This is a genomic window from Oceanobacillus sp. B139/18 (assembly GCF_055524595.1).
In genome coordinates this window covers 564,694-588,731 of record NZ_JBVFXI010000002.1, presented here as the reverse complement: position 1 = coordinate 588,731, position 24,038 = coordinate 564,694, and the positions used below count along the sequence as shown (strand labels likewise).

At 38.4% G+C, this 24,038-nt stretch carries 22 protein-coding genes; 14 read left to right on the top strand and 8 right to left on the bottom strand.

Translation table 11 applies throughout. From position 1 onward, the window contains the following. Window positions 1-100: 100 nt before the first annotated feature. Window positions 101-2,128: a helix-turn-helix domain-containing protein gene (locus tag ACZSMY_RS10240; protein WP_193063047.1), complete on the bottom strand. Its 2,028-nt coding sequence runs from the start codon at window positions 2,126-2,128 to the stop codon at window positions 101-103. 134 nt (window positions 2,129-2,262) lie between these two features. On the opposite strand from ACZSMY_RS10240, the gene ACZSMY_RS10235 reads away from it, so the two are divergent. From ACZSMY_RS10235 to ACZSMY_RS10220, 4 genes are all read left to right on the top strand, one after another. After that, the gene (locus tag ACZSMY_RS10235; protein ID WP_465147751.1) at window positions 2,263-3,714 is read left to right on the top strand and encodes a M20 family metallopeptidase; all 1,452 of its coding nucleotides are present in this window, start codon (window positions 2,263-2,265) and stop codon (window positions 3,712-3,714) included. A 28-nt stretch (window positions 3,715-3,742) separates the two neighbouring features. Continuing rightward, window positions 3,743-4,564, top strand: coding sequence for a DUF3100 domain-containing protein (locus tag ACZSMY_RS10230; protein ID WP_042532579.1), 822 nt, complete (start codon window positions 3,743-3,745; stop codon window positions 4,562-4,564). Further along, a complete protein-coding gene (locus ACZSMY_RS10225; protein ID WP_289585292.1) occupies window positions 4,561-5,016 on the top strand; it encodes a hypothetical protein in 456 nt (151 codons plus the stop codon). Before ACZSMY_RS10230 ends, ACZSMY_RS10225 begins: the two co-directional genes overlap by 4 nt. A gap of 110 nt (window positions 5,017-5,126) precedes the next feature. Continuing rightward, the gene (locus ACZSMY_RS10220) at window positions 5,127-6,569 is read left to right on the top strand and encodes a M20 family metallopeptidase (protein WP_465147750.1); all 1,443 of its coding nucleotides are present in this window, start codon (window positions 5,127-5,129) and stop codon (window positions 6,567-6,569) included. Between the two features lie 104 nt (window positions 6,570-6,673). On the opposite strand, the gene ACZSMY_RS10215 is transcribed toward ACZSMY_RS10220, so the two are convergent. The 7 genes from ACZSMY_RS10215 to ACZSMY_RS10185 form a co-directional block, all read right to left on the bottom strand. Further along, window positions 6,674-7,222 (bottom strand): CBO0543 family protein, encoded by a 549-nt coding sequence (locus tag ACZSMY_RS10215; protein ID WP_465147749.1) that lies wholly within the window; start codon window positions 7,220-7,222, stop codon window positions 6,674-6,676. A gap of 55 nt (window positions 7,223-7,277) precedes the next feature. Next, window positions 7,278-7,736, bottom strand: a complete 459-nt coding sequence (locus tag ACZSMY_RS10210; RefSeq protein ID WP_368901715.1) for a hypothetical protein — start codon at window positions 7,734-7,736, stop codon at window positions 7,278-7,280. A gap of 2 nt (window positions 7,737-7,738) precedes the next feature. Continuing rightward, window positions 7,739-8,530 (bottom strand): hypothetical protein, encoded by a 792-nt coding sequence (locus tag ACZSMY_RS10205; RefSeq protein WP_379542293.1) that lies wholly within the window; start codon window positions 8,528-8,530, stop codon window positions 7,739-7,741. Window positions 8,531-8,717: 187 nt separating this feature from the next. Continuing rightward, window positions 8,718-9,263, bottom strand: a complete 546-nt coding sequence (locus tag ACZSMY_RS10200; RefSeq protein WP_379542294.1) for a CBO0543 family protein — start codon at window positions 9,261-9,263, stop codon at window positions 8,718-8,720. Window positions 9,264-9,615: 352 nt separating this feature from the next. Then, on the bottom strand, window positions 9,616-10,623 hold the full coding sequence (locus ACZSMY_RS10195) for a DUF3231 family protein (RefSeq protein WP_465147748.1): 1,008 nt from the start codon (window positions 10,621-10,623) through the stop codon (window positions 9,616-9,618). Between the two features lie 280 nt (window positions 10,624-10,903). Then, the gene (locus ACZSMY_RS10190) at window positions 10,904-11,404 is read right to left on the bottom strand and encodes a hypothetical protein (protein WP_379542296.1); all 501 of its coding nucleotides are present in this window, start codon (window positions 11,402-11,404) and stop codon (window positions 10,904-10,906) included. Between the two features lie 289 nt (window positions 11,405-11,693). Continuing rightward, the gene (locus ACZSMY_RS10185) at window positions 11,694-12,713 is read right to left on the bottom strand and encodes a DUF3231 family protein (RefSeq protein WP_465147747.1); all 1,020 of its coding nucleotides are present in this window, start codon (window positions 12,711-12,713) and stop codon (window positions 11,694-11,696) included. A 183-nt stretch (window positions 12,714-12,896) separates the two neighbouring features. On the opposite strand from ACZSMY_RS10185, the gene ACZSMY_RS10180 reads away from it, so the two are divergent. The 10 genes from ACZSMY_RS10180 to ACZSMY_RS10135 all read left to right on the top strand — a co-directional run bounded on the left by ACZSMY_RS10180 (window position 12,897) and on the right by ACZSMY_RS10135 (window position 24,011). Continuing rightward, the gene (locus tag ACZSMY_RS10180; protein ID WP_465147746.1) at window positions 12,897-14,435 is read left to right on the top strand and encodes a spore germination protein; all 1,539 of its coding nucleotides are present in this window, start codon (window positions 12,897-12,899) and stop codon (window positions 14,433-14,435) included. Next, window positions 14,432-15,541: a GerAB/ArcD/ProY family transporter gene (locus ACZSMY_RS10175; RefSeq protein WP_465147745.1), complete on the top strand. Its 1,110-nt coding sequence runs from the start codon at window positions 14,432-14,434 to the stop codon at window positions 15,539-15,541. The genes ACZSMY_RS10180 and ACZSMY_RS10175 overlap by 4 nt, the downstream gene beginning before the upstream one ends. After that, entirely contained in the window at window positions 15,534-16,700 is a 1,167-nt protein-coding gene (locus tag ACZSMY_RS10170; protein ID WP_455725545.1) for a Ger(x)C family spore germination protein, read from the top strand. Before ACZSMY_RS10175 ends, ACZSMY_RS10170 begins: the two co-directional genes overlap by 8 nt. Before the next feature lie 19 nt (window positions 16,701-16,719). Continuing rightward, a complete protein-coding gene (locus ACZSMY_RS10165; RefSeq protein ID WP_465147744.1) occupies window positions 16,720-16,890 on the top strand; it encodes a hypothetical protein in 171 nt (56 codons plus the stop codon). A 174-nt stretch (window positions 16,891-17,064) separates the two neighbouring features. Beyond that, entirely contained in the window at window positions 17,065-18,492 is a 1,428-nt protein-coding gene (locus ACZSMY_RS10160) for an FMN-binding glutamate synthase family protein (protein WP_465147743.1), read from the top strand. Between the two features lie 325 nt (window positions 18,493-18,817). Next, window positions 18,818-19,543, top strand: coding sequence for a GntR family transcriptional regulator (locus tag ACZSMY_RS10155; RefSeq protein WP_455725547.1), 726 nt, complete (start codon window positions 18,818-18,820; stop codon window positions 19,541-19,543). Between the two features lie 58 nt (window positions 19,544-19,601). Continuing rightward, window positions 19,602-20,468: a fumarylacetoacetate hydrolase family protein gene (locus ACZSMY_RS10150; protein WP_455725548.1), complete on the top strand. Its 867-nt coding sequence runs from the start codon at window positions 19,602-19,604 to the stop codon at window positions 20,466-20,468. A 38-nt stretch (window positions 20,469-20,506) separates the two neighbouring features. After that, a complete protein-coding gene (locus ACZSMY_RS10145) occupies window positions 20,507-21,289 on the top strand; it encodes a cupin domain-containing protein (RefSeq protein WP_455725549.1) in 783 nt (260 codons plus the stop codon). A 126-nt stretch (window positions 21,290-21,415) separates the two neighbouring features. Beyond that, a complete protein-coding gene (locus ACZSMY_RS10140) occupies window positions 21,416-22,372 on the top strand; it encodes a hydroxymethylglutaryl-CoA lyase (protein WP_465147742.1) in 957 nt (318 codons plus the stop codon). Window positions 22,373-22,439: 67 nt separating this feature from the next. Beyond that, the gene (locus tag ACZSMY_RS10135) at window positions 22,440-24,011 is read left to right on the top strand and encodes an acyl-CoA carboxylase subunit beta (protein ID WP_465147741.1); all 1,572 of its coding nucleotides are present in this window, start codon (window positions 22,440-22,442) and stop codon (window positions 24,009-24,011) included. Window positions 24,012-24,038: the final 27 nt, after the last annotated feature.

Here is a 24,038-nt window from a genome sequence, read left to right as displayed (position 1 = left end):
TTAAGTTTGCCATCCGAAGACTCAAGCAAGGCCAGAAGGATAATAAGCCGTATGAAATCAAACATTCATACGGCTTATTTATTTTATCATTCCTTCTGAATCAAGCATCAATTACCCAGTGTTCTTTTAAGTAGCAGGCTAGCTGAGCATTTAACACATCCTCTGAATCTTTTAAAGAAATCTGAAGAGCGGATTCGATTTTATGAATGCGCTGATATAATGTATTAACGTGAATATGAAGAGCTTTTGCCGTTTCCTGCATACTCTGGTTATGCTGCATATAAATTTGCAGTGTTTCAACGAGATGTGAGTCATTTCCGTTAGGAGCCATGATTGGTTCAAAAAAATCATCAACAAAAGAACGTATTTCTTCTTCTGAATGAGATAGGAAGAGCTGATTGATTCCGATATCTTTGAAATTTAAGTGCTTGTTCCATATCCTTTTTTCCTGCAGCTGATTTAGCGCTTTATAAGCTTCTTTATAACTTTTGCTAATTTGAACAAACTGAACTGCTCTTCCTCCAATTCCCGCGCGTGCTCTCACGGAAGTATTAGAAAGTACTTTAGAAACAAGCATTTCTGCTTCTTGTGCAGTGGAAGCCTTCAGCAAGGTAATGATGGATGAATCCTGCGTATATAGAACATGTAGGTGCTTTTCCAGCTGGTTTTTAAGAAAATGTAAAAAACGTTGCATATATAAGTTTATAAATGTAGGATTCATATCCAATGCCACTTCGAATATAAGTGCAAATACAGGCTGTGTTTTCTCCAGTTTAAGTTTTTTGGCCGCTTCTAACAACTCTGCATTTGTCTCGGCAAGAAGTAAATGCTGAAAGGCTTCTTCGGAGACTTTAAACTGATTGTTTGTTTCTGTTTGCCGATGTGTAAATTCAAGTGCCAGAATAGGAATGCCTTGTTCCAGCACCATTCGCTGTGTGGAAGACAGGGTCATTTTTGCCTCAAAAACAACGTATCCCAAACAGGTACTCGAACCCACGATGGGATACACCTGATGTAAATAATTCTTGGGAGACCGGACATAGAATGATGTACTTAAGGACTTGCTGTCATTCCATTTTTCGAGGTGTTTATCAATAAGATAGAAAGCCTCATTTTCATCCTCGTCAATAGAAAAATGGAAAGCATCGATCAATGAAAAAGAAAAACCAATAATTTTTTCTAAAGCATGTTTGATGTGGTAAATTCCTTTATTTTCTAAGGAAAGCTTTACGAGTCGTTCGTGAATTTCTGTCCGTTTTTGTAACAGGTGATTTTGTTTCTGCATCGCTTCAAAAATATTCGAATTATGTAACGCAATACTGATTTGATCAGCGAAATTTTTGAGCAATTCCAATTCAGATTTATCAAATGTTGCTTGTTTAAATTGATAAAGAATCAAAACACATTTAGTTTTTTTCTGTACTTTGACTGGAGCACATATAACAGATTTTACATCTTTAAAAGAATAGGCCCTCCCCAAATAACGAAGGTTCATATTAGACATATTCGCACTTGCTTGGAATACCTCACTGCTTGTCTGATATACTTTAGCCTCCCCCTCCTGAAATACGGAACCAATCATTCCTTCCCCGGGCTTCATTCTCATATGCTTCATTGTCTCGTTATCAACCAAGGCGGATGCTTTTCTGACTTTTAGGCATTTTTCCTGTTCATCATAAACCCATAACACGCCAACATCGGCTTCAGGGATAACTTCCATTGTCGTGTCAATCATTTTAGAAAGTAATTCATCCAGATTGGTTAAAGCTGTAATGGCATTGATACAATCGTAAATCTTCAGCAGCAGCCTTTTTTGAGTCTGTTCCATGATTCTTTGAGCATAAAAAGGAAGCTCACTGGAAAGCAATGCTTCCATATCATCCGAAAGCTTATAAGAGGAAGGGAGACGAAGGACATAACGTACATCATATGCGTATTGAAAATGGATGTCTTGACTTGTTTTTAACCCTCCGTCGGTATAGGCGATATCATTTGTAAGTAAGGGAAAATGAGTTGGCGGTTCAAAAATAGGCAATTCGTGATTATCTATTTGTTTAAATCGGTTCGAGTTATTTTTTTGCCATAACTGATAAGGAACATCAAGTATGAATGTAAGGTTATCTGACATAATTAGCTCCTTTCAGAGTAAGAAGATAGATGAATATACATATATTTTAATTAATTATAGATGTTTATACACTATTATTGCAATTATTTTTACTATAAGATAATTATTAATATTATATATGGAGGCGAAAATGCATGAAGACAGATGAAAACAAAGTTACGAGTCAAATTGAAGCAATTATCGAAGAAAAACGAGAAGCATTTTTTAACGTAAGCGATCAGATTTGGCAGACACCGGAGATACGATTTGAAGAAGAAAAGTCTGCTGCTTATTCCTCTGATTTTATGGAACAGCAGGGATTTCAGGTGGAACGCGGTGTGGCTGGAATTCCGACAGCATTTGTGGCAAACTTTGGAAATTCGGGACCGGTAATTGCCATATTAGGAGAATATGATGCCTTACCGGGACTCAGCCAAAAAGCAGGTGTGACAGAATATATCCCCGTTGAAACAAGTGGAGCAGGACACGGATGTGGACATAATTTACTTGGTGTAGGTGCAATGGCAGCAGCTGTTGCTGTAAAAGAATACTTAGTGAAAAATAATCTGGAAGGGACGATTCGTTATTATGGATGTCCTGCCGAGGAAAGCGGCTATGCAAAGACATATATGGTTAAAGCTGGACTGTTTGATGATGTAGCAGCATCCTTCTCATGGCACCCTCATTATTCCAATTCTTTATTCCATGGACCATCCTTAGCGGTGATTCATGCTACGTTCACTTTTAAGGGGAAGAGCTCTCACGCCTCTGCTTCACCGGAACTTGGAAGAAGTGCATTGGATGCTGTCGAACTGATGAATGTAGGTGCGAACTACATGCGCGAACATATGATTGATGAAGCCCGTGTACATTATGCGATTACGAATACTGGCGGAAAGTCTCCGAATGTGGTCCAGCAGGAGGCGGAGGTTTCTTATTTTGTTCGTGCGCCGCACGGAGAACAAGCCCGTGCGCTATTTAAACGACTGAATAAAATTGCAGAAGGGGCAGCGTTGATGACAGAAACAAAAATGACCTATCGAATTGAAGGAGCATGTTCTAATCTTGTTCAGAATTCGGTATTGGACAAACTGCTTCATAAAAATATGCAGGAGCTGCAGCAAGATGGATTTACTGAGGAAGAAATAGAATTAAGCAAAAAATATTACGCAACATTGAATGAAGATGATAAAGCTTTTGCTGCACAGCTAGTTGGGAAGAAAAGATCGGAAGAATTGGCGGAAAGACCGCTCATCCATGAAATCACACCGTATATAGAAGCACCGGAGTATCGAAAAGGGGCAGGGTCGACCGATGTAGGTGCAGTGAGCTGGGTGACACCAACTGCACAGCTCACTGCAGCAACCTGGACCTATGGAACACCATTTCATACATGGCAGGTCGTATCTCAAGGAAAGACAACCTATGCAAAAAAAGGCATGCTCTTTGCGGGTAAAGCAATTGCCAGTACGGTTATTGATGTACTCCGCAAGCCGGAAGTATTAGAAGATGCTGTTAAAGAATTATATGAACGTGAGGCCGGTTCAGAAAATTATCAATCACTTTTGCCGGAAGAACAAGAATTGCCGTCACTAATTAAAAATTAAGATATCGTCACTAGAGGGGGAAGACAACATGTTGAAACAAATTCCAGGATACTTAAAAGATTGGCGGCTGCATGCTGCAGCTCTTTTAATTGTATTGCTTGCAGAATCGATCGGCACCATTTCATTCGAACTTGGAGCTGGAATGATTCTTATCCTGCCAATGATTTATGCTTTTATATTGGGAATTGCAATGGTATTTACTCCGGTTATCAAGGAGAAGCAATTTAAGCATTCAGAAATAATGACAACAGCTTTAATAGGGTTGCTTGTTGCAAAAGTAAGTCTGAATATTGGCCCGGCAATTAGCATGATTGTTCAGGTAGGCCCAGCTATTTTACTGCAGGAAATTGGAAACCTCGGTACTGTTTTACTGGGTCTCCCCCTTGCGATTTTATTAGGAGTAAAACGAGAAGCGATTGGAATGACATTTTCCATTGCAAGAGAAGGAAGTTTGGCTATTATAAGTGATAAATTTGGTTTTAATTCTCCAGAAACGAGAGGTGTTTTTTCGATATATTTATTCGGATCGATCTTTGGAGCTGTATTCTTCGGATTAATGGCAAGTTTATTGGCTAGTTTTACTCCATTAAACCCGCTGGCACTTGCGATGGCATCAGGGGTCGGAAGCGCCAGTATGATGGCTGCATCAAGCAGTTCTCTATCAGCTGTATACCCGGAGATGGCAGCAGAGATTCAATCATTAGCCTCGGCCAGTATGATTTTATCCGTTGCGACAGGCTTTTTTGTATCTATTTTTATTGCACTTCCGCTGGCAGAAAAGATGTATCATCTGTTAACGAAAAGAAAGTCTGATAAGGAAGCGGAAGAAAAGAGGGAGGTAGGATCATGAGCAAACAGTTATTTCACACGGTATTGGCTTTGATTTTATCAGCAATTATTGTGTTGATAGGAAATTGGATTGGTTATGAAGTTGTCCCGACAGAGGCCTTAATGGGAATGTTGGTTATTATTTTAATTGCTGGAGCCGGCTTTGCTTTAAAAATGATTATTCCGTGGAAGACGATACCGGGCATTCTTTATGTTGCAGGGATATCCATTATTGTCTCCTTGCCTATAACGCCTGGTTCTGAGCAAGTTATTGAATGGGCAAGTGCTATAGATATTCAAGCATTTACTACTCCGCTGTTAGCGTATGCCGCTATCGGAATTGGTAATTCATTGGCTGATTTCACGAAATTGGGTTGGAAGAGTATTGTAATTGGTTCTATGGTATTCTTAGGTACATTTTTGGGATCAGCGATCATTGCAGAAATTGTTTTAAGAATTCAAGGTATAGTTTAATAGCTGAACATCCTCTTAAAAATAGAAAAAGAACCAAACATTATACAACGCAGTCTGCTTTGCTATAAAATATATAGTGAAGTCATTGTAGAAAGGGATGTATAGAAACAATGAGGGAAGATGTTGTAAAACAAATCGAAGAAATTATCGAACAGAAGCGGGAGGCTTTCTTTAAAGTAAGCGACCAAATTTGGGAAACACCTGAAATTCGTTATGAAGAAGAAAAGTCTTTCCAATACTCATCGGATTTTATGGAAGAGCAGGGATTTCAGGTAGAACGCGGGGTAGCGAATATTCCAACTGCATTTACTGCAAGCTTTGGGAATAGTGATCCAGTTATTGCGATTTTAGGGGAATATGATGCTTTACCCGGGTTAAGCCAAAAAGCTGGTGTGACAGAATTTGATCCAGAAGTACCTTATGGACCAGGGCATGGCTGTGGTCATAATCTGCTTGGTGTCGGGTCGATGTCTGCGGCTGTTGCGGTAAAAGAATACTTAGAGAAAAATCATTTGGAAGGAACCATCCGTTATTATGGGTGTCCGGCAGAGGAAAGCGGTTATGCAAAAACATATATGGTTAAAGCGGGATTATTTGATGATGTGGCTGCATCTTTTTCCTGGCATCCGCATTACACAAACGGTTTATTCCATGGGCCATCTCTGGCAGTTATCCACTCTACCTTTACTTTTAAAGGGATAAGCTCTCACGCAGCAGCTTCACCAGAACTGGGAAGAAGTGCGCTTGATGCGGTGGAATTAATGAATGTCGGCGCTAACTACATGCGTGAGCATATGATTGATGAAGCACGTGTTCATTATGCGATTACGAACTCTGGAGGGATGTCTCCAAATGTTGTCCAGAAAGAAGCAGAGGTTTCTTATTTTGTACGTGCTCCGCATGCAGACCAGGCGCGTGCTTTGTTTAAACGGCTCATAAAAATTGCGGAAGGTGCTGCGTTAATGACAGAAACGTCCATGGAACACCGCATTGAGGGCGTATGCTCCAATCTTGTTCAAAATGCAACGTTAGATAAAATGCTCCATAAAAATATGAAGGACTTAGAGCGTCCGCATTTTACAGAAGAAGAGCTGGAATTAAGCAGGAAGTACTATCAAACATTAAATGAAGATGATATTGCATTTGCTGCATCCTTGGTCGGCAAGGAAAAAGCGAAGGAACTCGCAGCGCGCCCGCTTATTCATGAAGTGGATGCCTATCGCGAGGCGCAGGAATATGTCAAAGGCTCAGGATCTACTGATGTAGGAGCGGTCAGCTGGGTGACGCCTACTGCACAGCTGATGGCAGCAACCTGGACTTTTGGGACGCCATTCCATACATGGCAGGTTGTATCGCAAGGAAAGACTTCCTATGCTAAAAAAGGAATGCTTTATGCAGGGAAAGCTATAGCGAGCACTATCATTGACGTCCTGCAAAATCCAGAGGTTCTCGAGGATGCTGCAAAAGAGCTTCGTGCCCGTGAAGCAGGTCCGGAAAACTATGTGTCCTTGTTGCCGGAAGATCAGGATTTACCTTCTATGCTTCGTAAATAGGCTGGAAAAAGCCAATTCTTGTTGAAATAAGAAACAAAATCTATGCTCCCTTTATCATTGGCAGAGAAAGAAGAAGGCTGCTTTTACACGATAAAGGGGGCAATTTAAGATGCATAATACCGGTCCAGTTTCTTAAATTTATTCACCACGAATTTGAATACAATCCCTATCAGTATATAAGGAAAAAAGGAATAGATATGTTTCCAGCCATGCAGTTCATATATCTGTAACCAGACCAGAAGCGGTTCCAGGATAAATGCGAAAACAAAAGCATTTATGGTAGAGGCAACTATAAAAGATTTCCATGTACGAAAATATTGGTAGACAAGCATATAAATAAAAGGCATCTGTATAGTATGTATTTCAGCAATCTGAGAAACCGGCAATAGTGTATTTGTATAATGCCATAGAAATAAAGAAACTCCTATTGCGTCCCCGATTACTCCCACAGCAGTAACAAAAAAACCATATGTGACGATCTCGAATATTCTTTTTTTATCTAAAAAAATTATCCATACAATAAAAATACCAACAGTAGTAACAAAAAGAATCCACCAGCTGATGGTAAATAAGTTTTCATGTAACCAGTACGCCGTTCTTGTATCCCTATACTGCTGGAATGTTTCAATAACACTCCTCCAAGTAGATTGCATACACGTTCTCTCCTTCAGTTAAAGCAAAAGTAAATTGACAAATACAGGTGAATAATCATTTTACTTTTGCTACGCCTACTGCAAAATGTTTCCATAGAATATTTTCTACTAATTCAGTCATTGTTTTTTCACATTCAATAATAAGAATAACCTCTGGGTGTTTCCCTTTCAGAAGTCTTTTCCGCTTTTTAAGTACTTTTTCTGTGAACAGTCTGATGGCGACCCCTAAAACAAATCCAATAAACGAAGCAATCAATCCCCAATAAATCGGGCCCCAAGCCAATTCAAAACCGATACTGGTTCCGATAACAGAAAAAGCCGTAGCAAGTGCTACCCCTATGTCAATCAATGATGTGCCATCAGATCGATGCAAACCATCAAACAGCTTGCGATCTTCCCCCCGATTATCAAGAGGGACCGCATAAATACTAGCTTTGGGAATGCCGTTTTTTTCAAGCGTGGCGATAGCCATTTCGATATAAATATTATTTTCGAGTATCGCGTAAATTTGCATCATTATTCATTCACTTTCTCTCCCTTTAGAATTTGAAAATTAGAATCCTGGTAATTATCCTTTAAAAATCTCCGCTGTTCTTTTTCGAAGAGTTTATTATTTTCCACTGTATTGACATACGCATCATAAATAGCAAATCCATATATAGAAGGTAGCATGAGTAAGAATTCCTCTCTTAGAACAGCAGTGGACTGACTGAGGTCTCCTGAAATCAAAAGTGTGACAGCTTCAAGCAGGTGTGATAAATACAAAAAAATAACCGTCCAGCTGATAACGAAGAGGGCCGTAACAAGTCTATGGATATAAAGCTGTCCCAAACCTGGCACAAAAGCTGACCAAATGGCAGCCATCATAGGGTTTCTCTTATCTAAGTAGTTGATTTCCATCGATCCAATACTGAATAGATTGAAATGATGGTCTTCACGCTCTGCCAGCATATAAACTTTGTTCATATCTACCGTTGTCCGGTGACTATCCCAGATAGCAAAAAAATAGACGGGTAAATAGGCTAAAAGCCATCGAGAGTCAAGCACATTTGTAGCCATTTCAAACTTGCCCTGAAAAGAATAAAGAATGGCTAAATTAATGTTCGCATTCAAATTAATAAAAACTTCCCAAATAAATAAAACAAATCCGCGAAGATATTTCGATAAAAGCAAATGGCCAAATCCTGGATAAGCAGCGCTCCACCACGCAATAATTGAAGGACTTCTTAGATGAAGCTGTGTGGTACCAAGAATGCTGACATGGGCTTTATAACGTCTGCCGGTATTATCGGTTACATGATTATCCATGAACGGTCTCCTTCTTTTCCTATTTTTTAACATCTTTTCCTTTTAACGAATGTTTTATACAGAATGTCCTATCAATTGGGATTTTATAGGGGTTTCATTTTGCTAAATGTACCATCCATGTCAAATGAATTTTCCACCCAGTTAACTTTCTGAAAAGGCAGTGATATACATGTATTTATCCAAAAAGTTATTTATAATTTTGATCCATTTGCTTCAGTTTATTTACTGTGAGCTTGAACCCGGCTGCTATCATAATATAAGGTAAGAATGAATAGATATGTTTCCAGTGATAAGGTTCATATACGTTTAACCACACTAATGCAGGTTCAAGAATAAAAGCGAAAATGAATGCATTAATGGTAACAGCAATCAAAAAGGGTTTCCATGCTGGGAAATACTGATAGATCAGCATATAAATAATAGGCATCTGTACCCTGTGTACTTCAACAATCAAAGGTGCAGGTAATAATGTATTTGGATAATGCCATAACAATAATGCGACACCAATGGCGTCTGCTATTACAGCAATGTATGTAACTAAAAACCCGTATATCAGCATCTCCATGATTCGTTTTTTATCTAAAAGAACCAGCCAGATAATAAAGGCGCCAATTGTTGTCACAAAAAGAATCCACCAGCTGGGGGTGAATAGATTTTCATTTAACCAGTATTCCAATTTCATGTCTCTAGACTGTTTTGCCAAGTCAAAAATGTCTTGCCAAGTAGGCTGCATATACGCACGCTCCTAATCCTGGATTAACGCATATTGGTGAATGAATGCTTAAGATAGGTGTATTAGTACCTATACTGGGAGGGTTCTTTCTCGAAAAATAAGAATGATGCCCGTATTATAATGAAGATTTTTGCTTTAACTAGTGCTATATAGACCTCTTTTTTATAAATTTTAATGTGTTTTCATTATGACCTGTAGAATAGTCACGTAAGAAAGGGGATCAAGCAGTACGATTTTCATTTGGGCAGGCTCCTTTTCTTCCATATATTTTCCTGTTTTTTAGGATAAATAAAATGTACGCTGCAAGAGAGAAGCGTACATTTTTGATTTTTATAACCTAATTTTCAACCTTCTACCCCTTTTTTGCTAACTTATCTCTATTCTTTGCTTGAGGAGGTTCTTCCATCCAACCGTTATCAATCATAAGTTTGGCACCCTCGGCAGAGTATTTCATGATTTCAACGGTTAAACGCGAATAGTCAGTGACGAGATCTTTACGGGCATCCATGCTTATACTGCTTCCGTAATAACCAATGCTGGCGGCAATGAGACTGCTTGTAAAAAACATCATGAGCTTGTCTGAAAAAGGAGAAACGGTCGAATCGGTAATTCCTGCATCTGATGTAGCAGAAGCTGGAAGATCATCTTGATTGAGCTTTGAATTAAAAGCCTCGACATGCTTCTCCGCAACTTCCTTTCCCTTCACCATGTATTTACGGACGGCCGGATTATTGGCCACCTGACTAAAACCAATCAGTAATGATTTTCCTAATAAATTCCGTTGGCTGTTAGCGAAAAGATTCGAGATTTCCAAAGCAGTGAGAGGACGATTTTCTCCCATCCATTTACCTAGGAAATTGCTATCGGTCACAAACGCAATACGATCGGGCGGAGTGATCTCAGGTGCCCGCACAAATAACCCCTTGTCTAATAACAGGCTGTTGGCCCTTTTATGAAGATCAACGGTTTCAGCCATACATTCCGAATAATAATTATGGATATCTGAGCGGACTGCTGTGCCAATAGCTATGCTGTAAGCGTTCATTCCTAGAATCCCCATCATTTGCAAGTAATATAGCATAAATCCATCTGTATATAGTCTTGGAGCACTTAAACTAATGTCTGCTTCTGTAAACCCAAGAGGTACAGGCCAGCTTTCACCTGTGAAAAAATTTGTCAGCTTAGGAATATGTGATTCAGATAATTCCAAGGCATGCTGAAGTAATGCAGAGATTTCCGGATCCTCCACTGTCTTCACAAAAGATTTCAGCATACAAATTGAAGCAGTATCTTCTTGATATGTCGTCCAAATCTGTGAAATTTCTGCAGATGATAAAGGAGCATTATATGTCGATGTCATGTGATTTTTCCTCCAAAAATGTATTTCCGTATATTTTTTTCCGCTCCCCCAACGAATATTATTATCCGGTATTCGAAGGAAGCGGCGGAATAGGGTTAGAACGAAAGAAGTAATGCAATGTGTTTCCAACATAAATTTTTTATATTTATTGGAATAAATATTGATAACATCCAAGTGAAAGTAAAGCATGAAGAAACAGGATATGGTTAGGTGCGAATGCGGACTGCAATCCGTAATAAATAAACTTTTTATCAGGCGAAGCAATCGCCTGAAAGCATGGTTAGAGAACCTCTTCAGTTTCTCTGTCCATATATATTTTTAATAAAATCCATCTGATCAGTCCGCCGACTGCCAAACCGACTGGTGTAGACAGAATCGGCAGCCATAGTGGACCAATCAAATGACCTGCAATGGTGAAGCTGGGCGAAAAAACGACGCCAACAGTAACAAAATAGGCAGAAAAAACAAGCGGCAGATATGAGAAGGCTTTTTCCCCGCCGCCCGCATCTCTATAAGCATCCCATATCGCATAGAAATATAAACACGGATAAAACATTAACCATAAATAGTTAGTCTGTGCGATGGCTTCCTCGATTTTAAGGTTGAAGCTCAATACAATAATTGTATTCAAATTTCCCATCACGTTAACTAAGAATTCCAATCCAATAAACATAATCCCCTTTATATAATGACGATTTAGTAACTGAGCAAATCCAGGCAGAGCAATGCTCCAAAGTACTGCTTCAAGCTTCTTGCTTTTTCTTGATAACGTCGTCTCCATTGGTTCACCCGCTTTGTTAATTTTCTTATCATCCATTCAGGGAGGGCTGTTTCGCTAGTTTCATTTTGGTATAAAAGCCATATTCAGAGTAAGGAAAGGTTCAACAACTAAACGGAGATAATTTGTGAAGATGTATTTTTTATTGACCAAATTGGCTTAATAATAAACGGCTGCCTTGTTTAATGATGCTTGCTATTAGATACATCATTGATTTTTCAAGAAAAAATTCGGCCTTGCAATTCAGCAAAAGCCGATGTTTTTTCCGTAAGATTCAAAATGATAAATGGTATCAATTCTTCTCCTTATTCTTTGCCAGTTTTTCTCGATTTCTCGTACCTGGAGGCTGCTCCAGCCAATTGTTATCAATCATGATATCGGCACCGCTTTTTGCAAGCTTAGCAACTTCCATAGAGAGCCGTTCATAATTTGCCGCCAGGTCCAATCGCTGACTGGCTGCTGCCGCAGTAGCATAATTTCCGATTCCTGCAGACATGAGCAAGGACATATGGAACATCATTAATTTATCGGAAAAGGTTTGTGTTGTAGAGTCACTTACTGCTGTATCAGGTACTTGCGGTGCTCCAATATCATTCGCCATCAAGTTATCCACGAATATTTTTATATGTTTCTGAGAAACATTTTTACATCTGATCATAAAATCCTGCACCGCTTTGGAAGGGGAGGTCTGCGCAAAAGCAAGGCATAACCTGACTCCCATCTCATTTGTCTGGATGTTCATATATAAATGAGATATCTCAATCGCGTTTAACGGACGTTTATCACTAAATGGATTGAGTCCGTTGAAATACTTTTTGCTGTCTACATAATCAATTTGTTTTGGAGGCTCAATATAGGGATGCCTTGAATTGATTCCTTTTTTTAAAGCAATTTCCACAGCATGATCATAGAGGGAGGCCATGTCCTGAAGTGCCTGTATAGAATAATCCCGGATTTTCTTTTTTGTACTCATTGTGACGAATCCGCTATACGTAATCATCCCAATTCTTGCCATATGTGTTACATAGGTTAAACAAAAAACATCGGTGAAAAGCCAGGGTGCATTCATATTGACATCCTTCTCTGTAAATCCGTTTGGAGTTGCAAAGTTCTCTTCTTCATAAATCTGATGCAGCTGGTCTATTTGTTTTGTGAAATTGTCATAGGCATGCTGGACAACAGGCTTTATTTCAGGATCATCCATATGCTTTAACATAAAGCTTAAAATGCTTTTTGCCAGCGTATCATTCATATATCCTGTCCATACTGAAGCAATCTCGGCAGCAGTTAAATGTATATTTTTTTCATCCATTTGATTTGTGACCCCTTTCGCAGGCGATATAGATAGGTTTAGATTTTACAGCTGGATATATTTTATACATAAATGAGGTCCTATTGGGAAAAAGAAGAGGAGTAACTATTTTTAGAGGGTGTTCAAAAAGTCTGGGTTCTCCTCCTTTTTGAACACGTACTATTCAGATGACTTGAGGGGATAATGTTGGGACGATCTTTCTATTGGCAAAATAAAAAGAAAAGTGGAAAAGAAAATTTCTCTCTGGAAATCGGAACAAAACTGACTGATAACCTGGAAAATATAAGAAAAATGCTCGAGAATCCAAGTGATTTAGTAATACGTGAATTCACTATTGGCAATACGAATCATCGAATCGCAATTGTTTATATCGATGGCATCGTGGATAATGTCTACATTTATGATCATATTATGGAGGATTTGAAAAATGCTTCGGGCTTGCCTGAGGACAAACAGAAGCTTTTTGATGCGATTGATAAGAAAGTTATTACGGTAACAGGCATCGAATTTGGAAACTCGTTAGATGATGTATCGAATGCCATTTTAAGAGGAAATACGGTGCTTTATTTAGATGGAGTGGACCAAGTACTTATCATGGATACGATAGGCGGAGAAAGTCGTGCTATCGAGGAGCCGCAGTCGGAATCGCTGATTCGCGGATCCAAAGAGGGGTTTGTCGAAAATATACGAACCAATACCATGATGATCCGCCGGTATATTGCGGACCCTAATCTGCGTTTCAGCACCTATAAAGTCGGCAGACGCTCCAAGAAAGAGCTTGTTGTGTCCTATATGGATGGTATTGTGAATCCCGATATGGTGGATGAAGTAAAACGTAGACTGGAAACAATTGATATTGATGATGCACCGGAAAGCGGCTATATTGAGCAATGGATTGAGGATAGCTTTTTATCTCCTTTCCCGCAGATTTTAAATACGGAAAGACCAGATAAGGCTTCTGAGGCACTTCTTAAAGGAAAAGTAGTTATCCTCCTTGATCGTACGCCGTTTGTATTGATTGCACCGGCGACCTTTGGAAGCTTGCTGCAGTCACCTGAGGATAATTATTGGCGCTGGTCTCTTGGAACGCTGGTTAGAATGCTGCGTTATCTGGCAGCTTTTATTTCCGTATTTTTACCGGCTCTTTATATCGCTTTGGTATCCTATCATCCAGGTCTGATCCCATCTGATTTAGCATTTTCCATTGCGGCAAGCAGAGATGAAGTTCCTTTCCCGCCTGTTATGGAAGCATTGATTATGACGGCAACGATGGAATTACTGCGGGAAGCTGGATTACGGCTGCCGACTGCGATTGGGCAGACCATCGGCATTGTTGGCGGACTCGTTATCGGGGAGGCAGCAGTTTCCGCTGGGATCGTCAGCCCTGTGATGGTCATTGTCGTTGCACTCAATGCCATTGCATCGTTTGCTTTGCCTTCCTATAGTATTGCCATCACATTTCGAATCCTGCAGTTTGGGTTGATGGCTGCAGCGGCTGTATTCGGACTTTATGGAATCATCCTTTGCTACATCATGATTAATATCCATATTGTGAATTTGATGAGCTTCGGTGTGCCATATTCCACTCCATTTGCACCAAGCTTTATGAATGATTGGAAGGACCTTGTGTTACGTGCACCGATTGCAATGATGAAAAGGCGGCCTGTCTATATGCAGACCAATGATAAAAAGCTCATGAACAAAGGGGAGCGTAAACAGTGAAAAGGTTTAAATATGCAGATGAAAGAATTAGTGAAAGAGATATCATGATTGCTATCCCATCCATTGTAATTGGGGTAGGGATTCTTTCGATGCCAAAACAATTAGCCTCTGTAACGAAAGGTGCTGATGGATGGATCCCCTTGCTCCTTGTCGGATTATTTGCTGTTTTTATATCCTGGGCAATAGCTAAATTTGCGTCAGGATTTCAAGGGCAAACCTTCCTTACCTACGCTTCCAAAATCGTAACAAAACCAGTAGCGATAGTTTTAAGTCTGATGTTTGCAATTCTCTCCATCTTTGTCACTGCCTATCAAATTCGTAAAATCAGTAATATATCGCAGCAATATTTATTCGACCGTACCCCAATTGAAGTGATTGCACTGACCTTTTTGCTGGTAGTTGTTTATGCTGTTTCGGGATCACGCGCTGGGCTGTTCCGAATCAACATGATGTTTATGCCGATTATTCTTTCGATAGCTCTTATCATCGTGGTATTTAATGTTGGTTGGTTGAACGCTGGAAACTTAATGCCTGTATTACAGACCCCCATAACTGGTTATACACAGGTGATTGCGAATACAGGTGCCATCTCTTATCTTGGATTTGGAATTTTATGGTTTTACCTTTCGTTGGTTGATAAACCAAAAAAAGCACCAAAGGCAGCTGCACTTGGTATGTGTATTCCTGTTGGATTATATATAATGATTTTTATCATGTGTGTTGGCGTCTTTGGGAATGCTGTTACAGCTAATTTACTCTATCCGACGATAGAGCTGGCAAAGGTGGTAGAGATACCCGGCGGTTTTTTTGAAAGGTTTGAATCGGTTTTCTTTGTGATATGGATTATGGCTATTTTTATTACGGCAACAATGGCTATGGACATTGGGGTCTTTGCATTGAATGCCATTTTTGAAAATGCGGAGAAGCTAAAAATTATTTTTATTTTAACACCTATCATATATTTTGTCGGGATGTTTCCGCAAGATGTCATGGAAGTGGATTTATTAGGATCAGTAATGAGTTGGATGATGCTTATTTTGAACATCACGGTGCTTATTCTATTGACGGCAGTTGCTAAAATCAGAGGGGTGAAGCGAAATGAATAAAGCATATCTATTCCTTTTTGGCTGTATTTGTTTGCTGCTCGCCGGATGCTGGGATGAAGTGAATATTGAAGAACGAGGGTTTGTGATTGGTGTTGCACTCGATTTAGCAGAAGAACAATCTGGAGATAAACCAATTATAACAATGACAGATCAGTTTGTTGTTCCTTCAGGGTTAGGCACTCCCAGCGAAGGCGGAAACAATGCTGATACTCCTTATAACAACCTATCTATTAGCGGTCAAAGTTTGTTTAAAATAACTCGGGAAATGGCACTCATTCAGGGCAATCCTCCCTTTTATGAGCATTTAAAATTAATCGTGGTTTCAGAAGAATTAGCAAGGGAACCAGAAATATTTGCAAATAGCATGGATTTACTTATTCGTGACCCCGAGATGCGAAGAGAAACCAAAGTGATCATTTCCGACCAGAAGGCGAAAGAGTTGCTGGAAATCGAATCCCAAATAGAGCCGCTTCCTGCGATGCATATTGACAGGGTAAATGAAAATATGGATAAATCAGGAGCATTGATTGAACCGCTACGAATAGGGGACCTAAATGAATACATGTTAGAAAAAAATAATTACCTTATTCCAAGAGTCGTTCCATCAGATGGAAAAATGATGTTTAACGGAGCTGGTGTCTTTAATGGAAAGACGAATCAATTAGTTGACGTTATCAGTGGATTAGAGATTGTTTCCGTCAATTTAATAACAGGAGATTTAAAAGGGGGTTATATTGAATTTGAGAGTAATGATGGAGAGATGGTTTATGAAATTAAGCGTGCAAAAAGTAACATAGAAATGGACATAGATGAGACGGGTAAACTGAACATTGATATAGAAATTGATACAGAGGGTAATATTGCCGAAGTGTTTAGCGATAATTCCTTGCTAAGTAAAGACTATTTCAATGAATTAGATAAACTGATAAGCGGAAGGATGGAACAAATCACATCCAATATCATAAAAAAGGCACAAGAGGAAATAGGAATGGACTTTTTTGGATTTAGAGAAATGATGGAGGAAAGGGATTACAAAGAGTGGTTGAAAGTAAAGGATAACTGGGACGAAGGCGAAAATATCTTTCAGAATGCATCCATAAATGTAACGGTAGATGCCACTGTCCGTGCAACAGGCACCATGGATCAGACAAGGGATTAAGAAGGGAAGTGACGTATTTATGTGGGATCAACTGACAGGCATATTACCTAATTATTTAATTCTGCTGTGTACCTTATTATCCTTCCTGGTTCCGTATGTTATTTATAAAGTGAATCAAAAGCTGCATGAATATGGAGACCCGCCGTGGAAGCATAGCAGATATGAAGAAAATAAAAACAAAAAATCATGACCCCTGCAGATGCTGGCAGATAAACAGATTATGTTCCGTTTTTGTGGAAGATAACAGCAGCGAAGCAGGGGCAGTTAATCAATTGTTATTTCGGAAACGTCCAAATACTCAACACCGAGAACTGCAAGACAAAGCAACCTGTGATGTAAATTGGAGAAAAAGGAGTGTGTACAGATGGTGCTCGATATCATTATTCTTATTCTGCTTAGTCTGTTTATTATCATGTTTTTTTTGTTGTTTATCATGAGACGCCATTTGATAAAAAGGATGGTTGATCATTATGGGAAAACCTTAATGGAAGATCGTTATCAAGAGAATTTATTTGAAATGGTAACCGGTTTTAAACATATGGGGATCCAGCGAACCTTTGAGAATAATTTACGGGCGGAATCTGGCGATGTCTTGCACCGTCCGCTTGGTTCTTCCAAAACGTGGCCGGATTTTGAAATGCTGACATTTATACCGGCCCAAGTAGCCGCGTTCCCAACAGAATATACGGAGCAGGTAGATTTAAAGGTGAAGATAGGTCCGCAGGCCAAGCAGCCAATGGAATTAGATATTCCCTTAATGGTCAGCGGGATGGCGTACGGGATTGCATTAAGCAAAGAAGTGAGACTGGCGCTGTCTGATGCGGTAAATCAGCTGGGCACCGCACTTAATTCTGGAGAAGGCGGGGTGATGGAGGAAGAAATTGATGGAACAGATAAGTATATCCTGCAGTTTTCCAAGACAAGCTGGTCCAAGGAAGAACAGCTTATCAAGAAAGCATCGATGATTGAAATAAAATTTGGCCAAGGTGCTTTGATGAGCTCCGGTGTTGTGATTCCGGCAGAGGAACTTCAAGGAGATATTCGAAAGGTCTTAAACCTGGATGATGGAGAAGAGGCCATTATTCATAATCATTTTTTTAAGGATCAAACCTTAGAAGATTTTAAAAACCTTGTCCAGGAGTTAAAAGAATTGACTAACGGCGTGCCGATTGGAGCAAAAATTGCTGCCGGCGGAAAAATAGAAGCGGACATTGATGCTTTATTAGAAATCGGCGTAGATTATATTGCTGTAGATGGCGCACAGGCAGCAACCCACGGAGCACCGCCAATCTTATCAGAGGACTTTGGGATTCCTACCATTCACGGTCTGCACCGGGCGCATCAGCATTTGCAAAAAAAGAAGGCAAGAGATAAGGTCAGTCTGATTATTTCGGGCGGAATGTTTACACCGGGACAATTTTTAAAAGCAATGGCATTAGGGGCGGATGCTGTTTATTTAGGATCGGCTGTTTTATTTACTGTCTCTCACAAGCAGGTGTTAAATGCTGTGCCCTTTGAACCGCCGACACAGGTTGTCTGGTACGATGGCAAATACAAGGATGACTTCAACAGACAGGAAGGGACGAAGGCATTAGTCAATTATTTCAATGCTTCGGTAAAAGAAATGGAAGAAGGGATTCGAATGATGGGAAAAAAAGCATTATCGGAATTATCGAAGGATGATCTTGTGGCCTATGATGAGGCTGTTGCCCGGGATTTTGATGTCCCTTATAGTGTTTGTTCGGATGAGGGAGATTCTGAGAAGAAGGAGGAGCCGATGATTGAGCTTTAGATTTTAAAATTTATACCTATTTCATCTATTTTGTTGTTGTATTTTAAATAAAGTAACCTCTCCAAGATAAATTTTGGGAGAGGTTACTTTATTTAGTGAAAAATTAATAGAACTTATCAAATTATATTTTCTTAGGAAAAAATATATTATATTTTTATATGCTTAACTATTAAAACCTCTTTAGTCAAATTTATTAGTTGGCAATCAAATTAAAATAAATTGTATCGCTGTATTCTAATTTGATTATGAATTTATAAATCATTTAAAATAATTAGAAAATTACATTGACAATATATCATATATGATGTAGGTTAGATGATATAGGATGATGAAAGGAGTAGTTGACGTGAGGGGATACCAAACCAAGAAAGATATAATTTACGAAACATTAAAAAAAGAAATATATGAAGGTGAGTATGAATTCGAAGAAAAATTGGTAATTAGTAAGATAGCAAAAAGGTTTGATAGTAGCGAAAGCCCAGTAAGAGAAGCAATGAATAAATTGAATTCTGAAGATTTAATTGAATTCAAACCACATGTAGGAGCAGTTGTTAGCACGTTATCATCAGAAGATATTAAAGATATTTTTGAATTAAGAATAGAATTGGAGGGATTCGCAACTAGGTTAGCAACAAATAATTTAGAGGAAAAAGATTTTGAAGAAATTCGACATATAGTAAAGGAATCATACAGTGCAATAGAAAAACAGGATTATGACTTGTTTGAGAAACTAAATATTGATTTTCATATGAAAATATATAGCAAATGTCAAAACAAATTACTGGTTAAAACAATACAGGATTTGTGGAAAAACACCAATCGCTACCCTTCGCTATTTAAAAAAAATGATGAACATAATAAACTTTCCGTTAAAGAACATGAGGAAATTTATTTAGCTTTACTAGAAGGCGACAGTGTATCTGCTGAAAGAAATATGTTGAAACATAAAGCACGGGCAGGAAAAGAAATTTTAAGACTTACAGAACAAGAATTTTATAAAGATTTAGATTCAGTTAGTTTATCAGAAACACAAAAAATTACAAATATGTAAAATTTTAGTAAAATAAATAAATTTAAGCAGTATATACTGGGAGGGTAGTTAAAATTCAATGAAAATTATTTCTTATAGTAATGAGAATCAAATAAGTGTAGGGGTAATTAAAGATAATGCAATAATTGATATTAGTAATGAGTTTCAAGACGTTTTATCAATTATCAAAGCAGGAAGTGAAGGACTTAATAGAATTAACCAAATTATTCATTCTAATGTTGAAAGTAGAGAAATTCAAAGCGAGCATCTATTGTCTCCAATACCTAAATTGAAGCGAAATATTATGTGCGTTGGATGGAACTACTTTGAACATTTTAACGAAAGAGCACTACAGGATATCGATTTGCCATCGAAGCCGACAATATTTACAAAAGCAACCGGAACTATTGCTGGTCCTTATGAAGGGATCCCTATTCCAGAACATTTTACAAATAAATTTGATTATGAAGCAGAGCTGGCAGTTGTTATTGGACGTGAAGGGAAATTAATTTCTGAAGAAGAAGCGGAAGATTATGTTTTTGGGTATATGTGCGCCAATGATTTATCTGCAAGAGATGTACAACAAGCTCATGGAGGCCAATGGTTTATGGGGAAAAGCATGGACAAGTCCTGCCCGACAGGCCCTTGGATTGTCACAAAAGATGAGATATCAAATGTTCAAAATTTAGATATAACTTGTAAAGTTAACGGAGAAACTGTCCAATCTAGTAATACAAGTTTAATGATGTTTTCAGTGAATAAGATTATCTCTGAAATTTCAAAAGCGATGACTCTTATTCCTGGAGATATTATTTTGACAGGAACACCCCCTGGAATTGGGGCTAAACGTAATCCACCGATTTTATTAAAACAAGGAGACGTAGTTGAAATTGAAATAGCTGAAATTGGCAAAATAAAAAATAAGGTTGTTGCTGATTATGTCTAGATTATAATACAAAATATAGACTTTAATGAGGTGAAAATATGTTAGAGAATAAGATAGATAATAGTAAACTTGGTATCACCAAAAAGGATGAATTGCAAGTTTTGGATACTAGTCAAGAGAATATTACTTGGAGATCTGGAGCAGTTGGAGAGAAAATTTGGATGGGAAGTTTGACAGTTGCTCCCAGTGCTGAATCAAATGTACAACATCATGCACAATCAAATACAGTCCATTATGTATTAAATGGACAAGCATCGTTTTTCTACGGAAAAGGATATAAAAAAGTTATAGAACTAAATGAAGGCGATTTCATTTATATACCATCTTATCAACCATATATGTATCAAAATAATAAAGATGCAACCCCGCTTCAAATTATTACCACTATGGCTCCGTCTTATCAATTAGAATATCTGAATAAAGATGAAAGTGTTATAAATTCAGGAAATGACAATAGTCAAGAAGAAATTTCAATTGTGAAGTCTTCTGATTTAATGGATTCAACAAGTCAAACGAAAAATATGCCAAGAAAAACAGCAGTTCAAGCTCCTAACCTTTGGATTGGTCGCGTTACTGGTGAAACTGCGATGGATTCAGGAACACATCATCATGGAGAAGCAGAAACAGCTGGCTTTATTATTAGTGGTACCACTGAACTTCTATACGGTGAAGAGTATGAAGATTATGAAAAATATAACCAAGGAGATTTCCTTAGAGTTCCAGCTTATTTACCGCATATTGAACGTAATCCAAGTAAAACAGAGCCAATTGAATTTTTAACTGCCCGTAATCCTAAGAATGTTGTGGTAAACATAGATTAAAAATTAAATAATAAGTGAAAGAAACTAAAGAAACAATCAGCAGTATTTTATTTACATTATTAGTATACTGAATGTTTCGTTGAATAATTCAGAAGCAAAGAACAAGGTTTTATAGGAGGGACTAAGTTGGCATTTCCTAAAAAGGTAATAATACGTGAAGTTGGACCAAGGGAAGGAATGCAGATAGAAGAAGCACCTGTATCAACGGAAGATAAAATTCGAATAGTGGATATGATTTCAGAGTGTAATTTTCCAGTTATTGAAGTCACCTCTTTTGTAAGTCCGAAATGGGTCCCTAAAATGGCAGATGCGGAAAAGGTCGCTGCGGGTTTTAAACGATATCCTGAAACAGAATATCAATGTGTCTATCTTAACGCAAAAGGAATTGAGAGAGCTCAAGCCACTGGGAAATTTGATTTAGAAGGCGTACTTCAGATTACAGCGAGTGAAACTTTTTCTGTAAAGAATACAAATTTAACAATCGATGAGACATTTACAAAAATGGACGAACGAATTTGTACACTGAACGAATTTAATATACCAGTTCACACTATCGCAGTTATGACTGCTTTTGGATGTACGTATGAGGGGGACACCAATCCGGAACTTGTGATCCAATTGATTGAACGTTCGATAGCAAAAGCAAACTCGTTTGGTGAAAATCCTAAACATATTCTGTTGGGAGATACAGTTGGCTGGGCAAACCCAATTTCCACAGAGATGCTTGTTGGGAAAGTACAGGATAGATGGCCTGAAAAAGACATCATCTTGCATTTGCATGATACTCGTGGAATGGGCATGGCGAACGCTTATGTTGGATTGAAGATGGGGGTTACTCACTATGATTCCTCTGTGGGAGGACTTGGAGGATGTCCGTTTAGTGGGGCTAAAGGAGCTGCTGGAAATATTGCAACAGAAGATTTAGTTCACATGTGTCACGAACTTGGCATTTCAACTGGAATTGATCTTGAAAAGCTATTAAAAGTAACTGAGAAAATTGAAGGAATACTTGGAAGAGAGCTTCCGAGTAAAGTATCTAAAGGAAGAAGTTTAAATTCTTATCGACGAATTGCTTCAAATTAATTGTAAAAGCATTTCATAACAGCAGTTATGTAAGCGGTTTAATTATAAATGAAGGAAGTGATAGGTTATGCAACAGGATATATTAAATAAAAAGAGCGGCCATGATCAAAAAGTATATGAAAAATTGGATGAGATAAAGACAAAATCGAATCGGCCCTACTATCAAAAGTTGAAAGATCAAGGAAAGCTATTTGTTAGAGATAAAATTAAATACTTGGTTGATGAAGATAGTATTGAAATTGAAGATGGCGTTTTTGCACGTGAAAACGATGAACAGTTTTTACCTGGAGATGCTGTTGTTACTCTTATTGCTAAAATTAATGGGCGAAAAGTTGCGATTATCGCTAACGATTTGACTGTAAAAGCTGGGACTTGGGGAGTTAAAACGATTGAAAAAATAATGCGAATGCAAGAATTAGCTGAAAAACGAATGATTCCATTAATTTACATGATTGATTCTGCTGGAGCACGTTTAAATGAACAATTTGATACCTTTATAGATCGCCGTCATGCGGGAAAAATTTTTTATAATACAGCTCGTATATCAGGAAATGTTCCACAAATCTCACTCGTCTTTGGAGCTTCTCCAGCAGGAAGTGCTTATCTTCCAGCTCTATGCGACTTTGTTGTCATGGTAGATAAAAACGCTAGTGTTTATCTTGGTTCGCCTCGAATGGCAGAAATGGCAACTGGAGAAAAAGTATCCATGGAAGAAATGGGTGGAGCACGAATGCATAATCAAATTAGTGGCCTTGGAGATATGTTAGTAAAAACTGAACAGGAAGCATTAGATGCCACTAAACGTTATTTGGAATTTATGCCACAAAATTGGAAAGAGACTGTTCCGCTTTCAGAGTCTATAGATCCATTACCTGGAAAAAACATTGAAGAGATTGTACCAGCTAACCAACGTGTTCCAATGGATATGTATGCTGTAATTGATCGAATTGTGGATGCTGATTCTTTCTTCGAATTTAAACAACTATATGCGAAAGAGTTGATTACAGGATTTTGTAGAATCGGTGGAAGAGCAGTTGGAATTGTGGCAAACCAATCCAAAGTAAAAGGAGGAGTACTATTTCCTGAATCTGCTGAAAAAGCTGCGCATTTCGTATCTTTATGTGATGCATATAATGTCCCTTTACTATTTTTAGTAGATTTACCAGGCTTTATGGTTGGAAGTAAAGTTGAAAAAGAAGCGATTATCCGCAGGGGAGCAAGAATGTTATCTACAGTAGCAAATGCTACGGTGCCTAGGATTTCAGTTATTGTGAGAAAAGCCTATGGCGCTGGATATGTGGTAATGTCAGGCGCCTCCATGCAACCCGATGCGTGTATTGCGCTTCCACAGGCACAACCTGCTGTTATGGGTCCTGAGGCAGCAGTTAACGCAATGTATTTTAATAAAATTCAATCTATAGAAGACCCGGAAGAGCGACAAAAATATATTATTGAGCAAAGAGAAAAATATAACAAAGATATAAATGTATGGAGCCCAGCATCACAATTGTTTATAGACGATGTGGTACCTGGGGATAGGCTCCGAAATGATTTGATAAATCGCTTCGAATTATATTCAGAAAACAGGGGTACTCTGGAGGGAATTGCTGATAAGAAAACAGTAGTCAGAAGAGGTTAAGTATTATTTTTAATAGCTCAAAGGAGG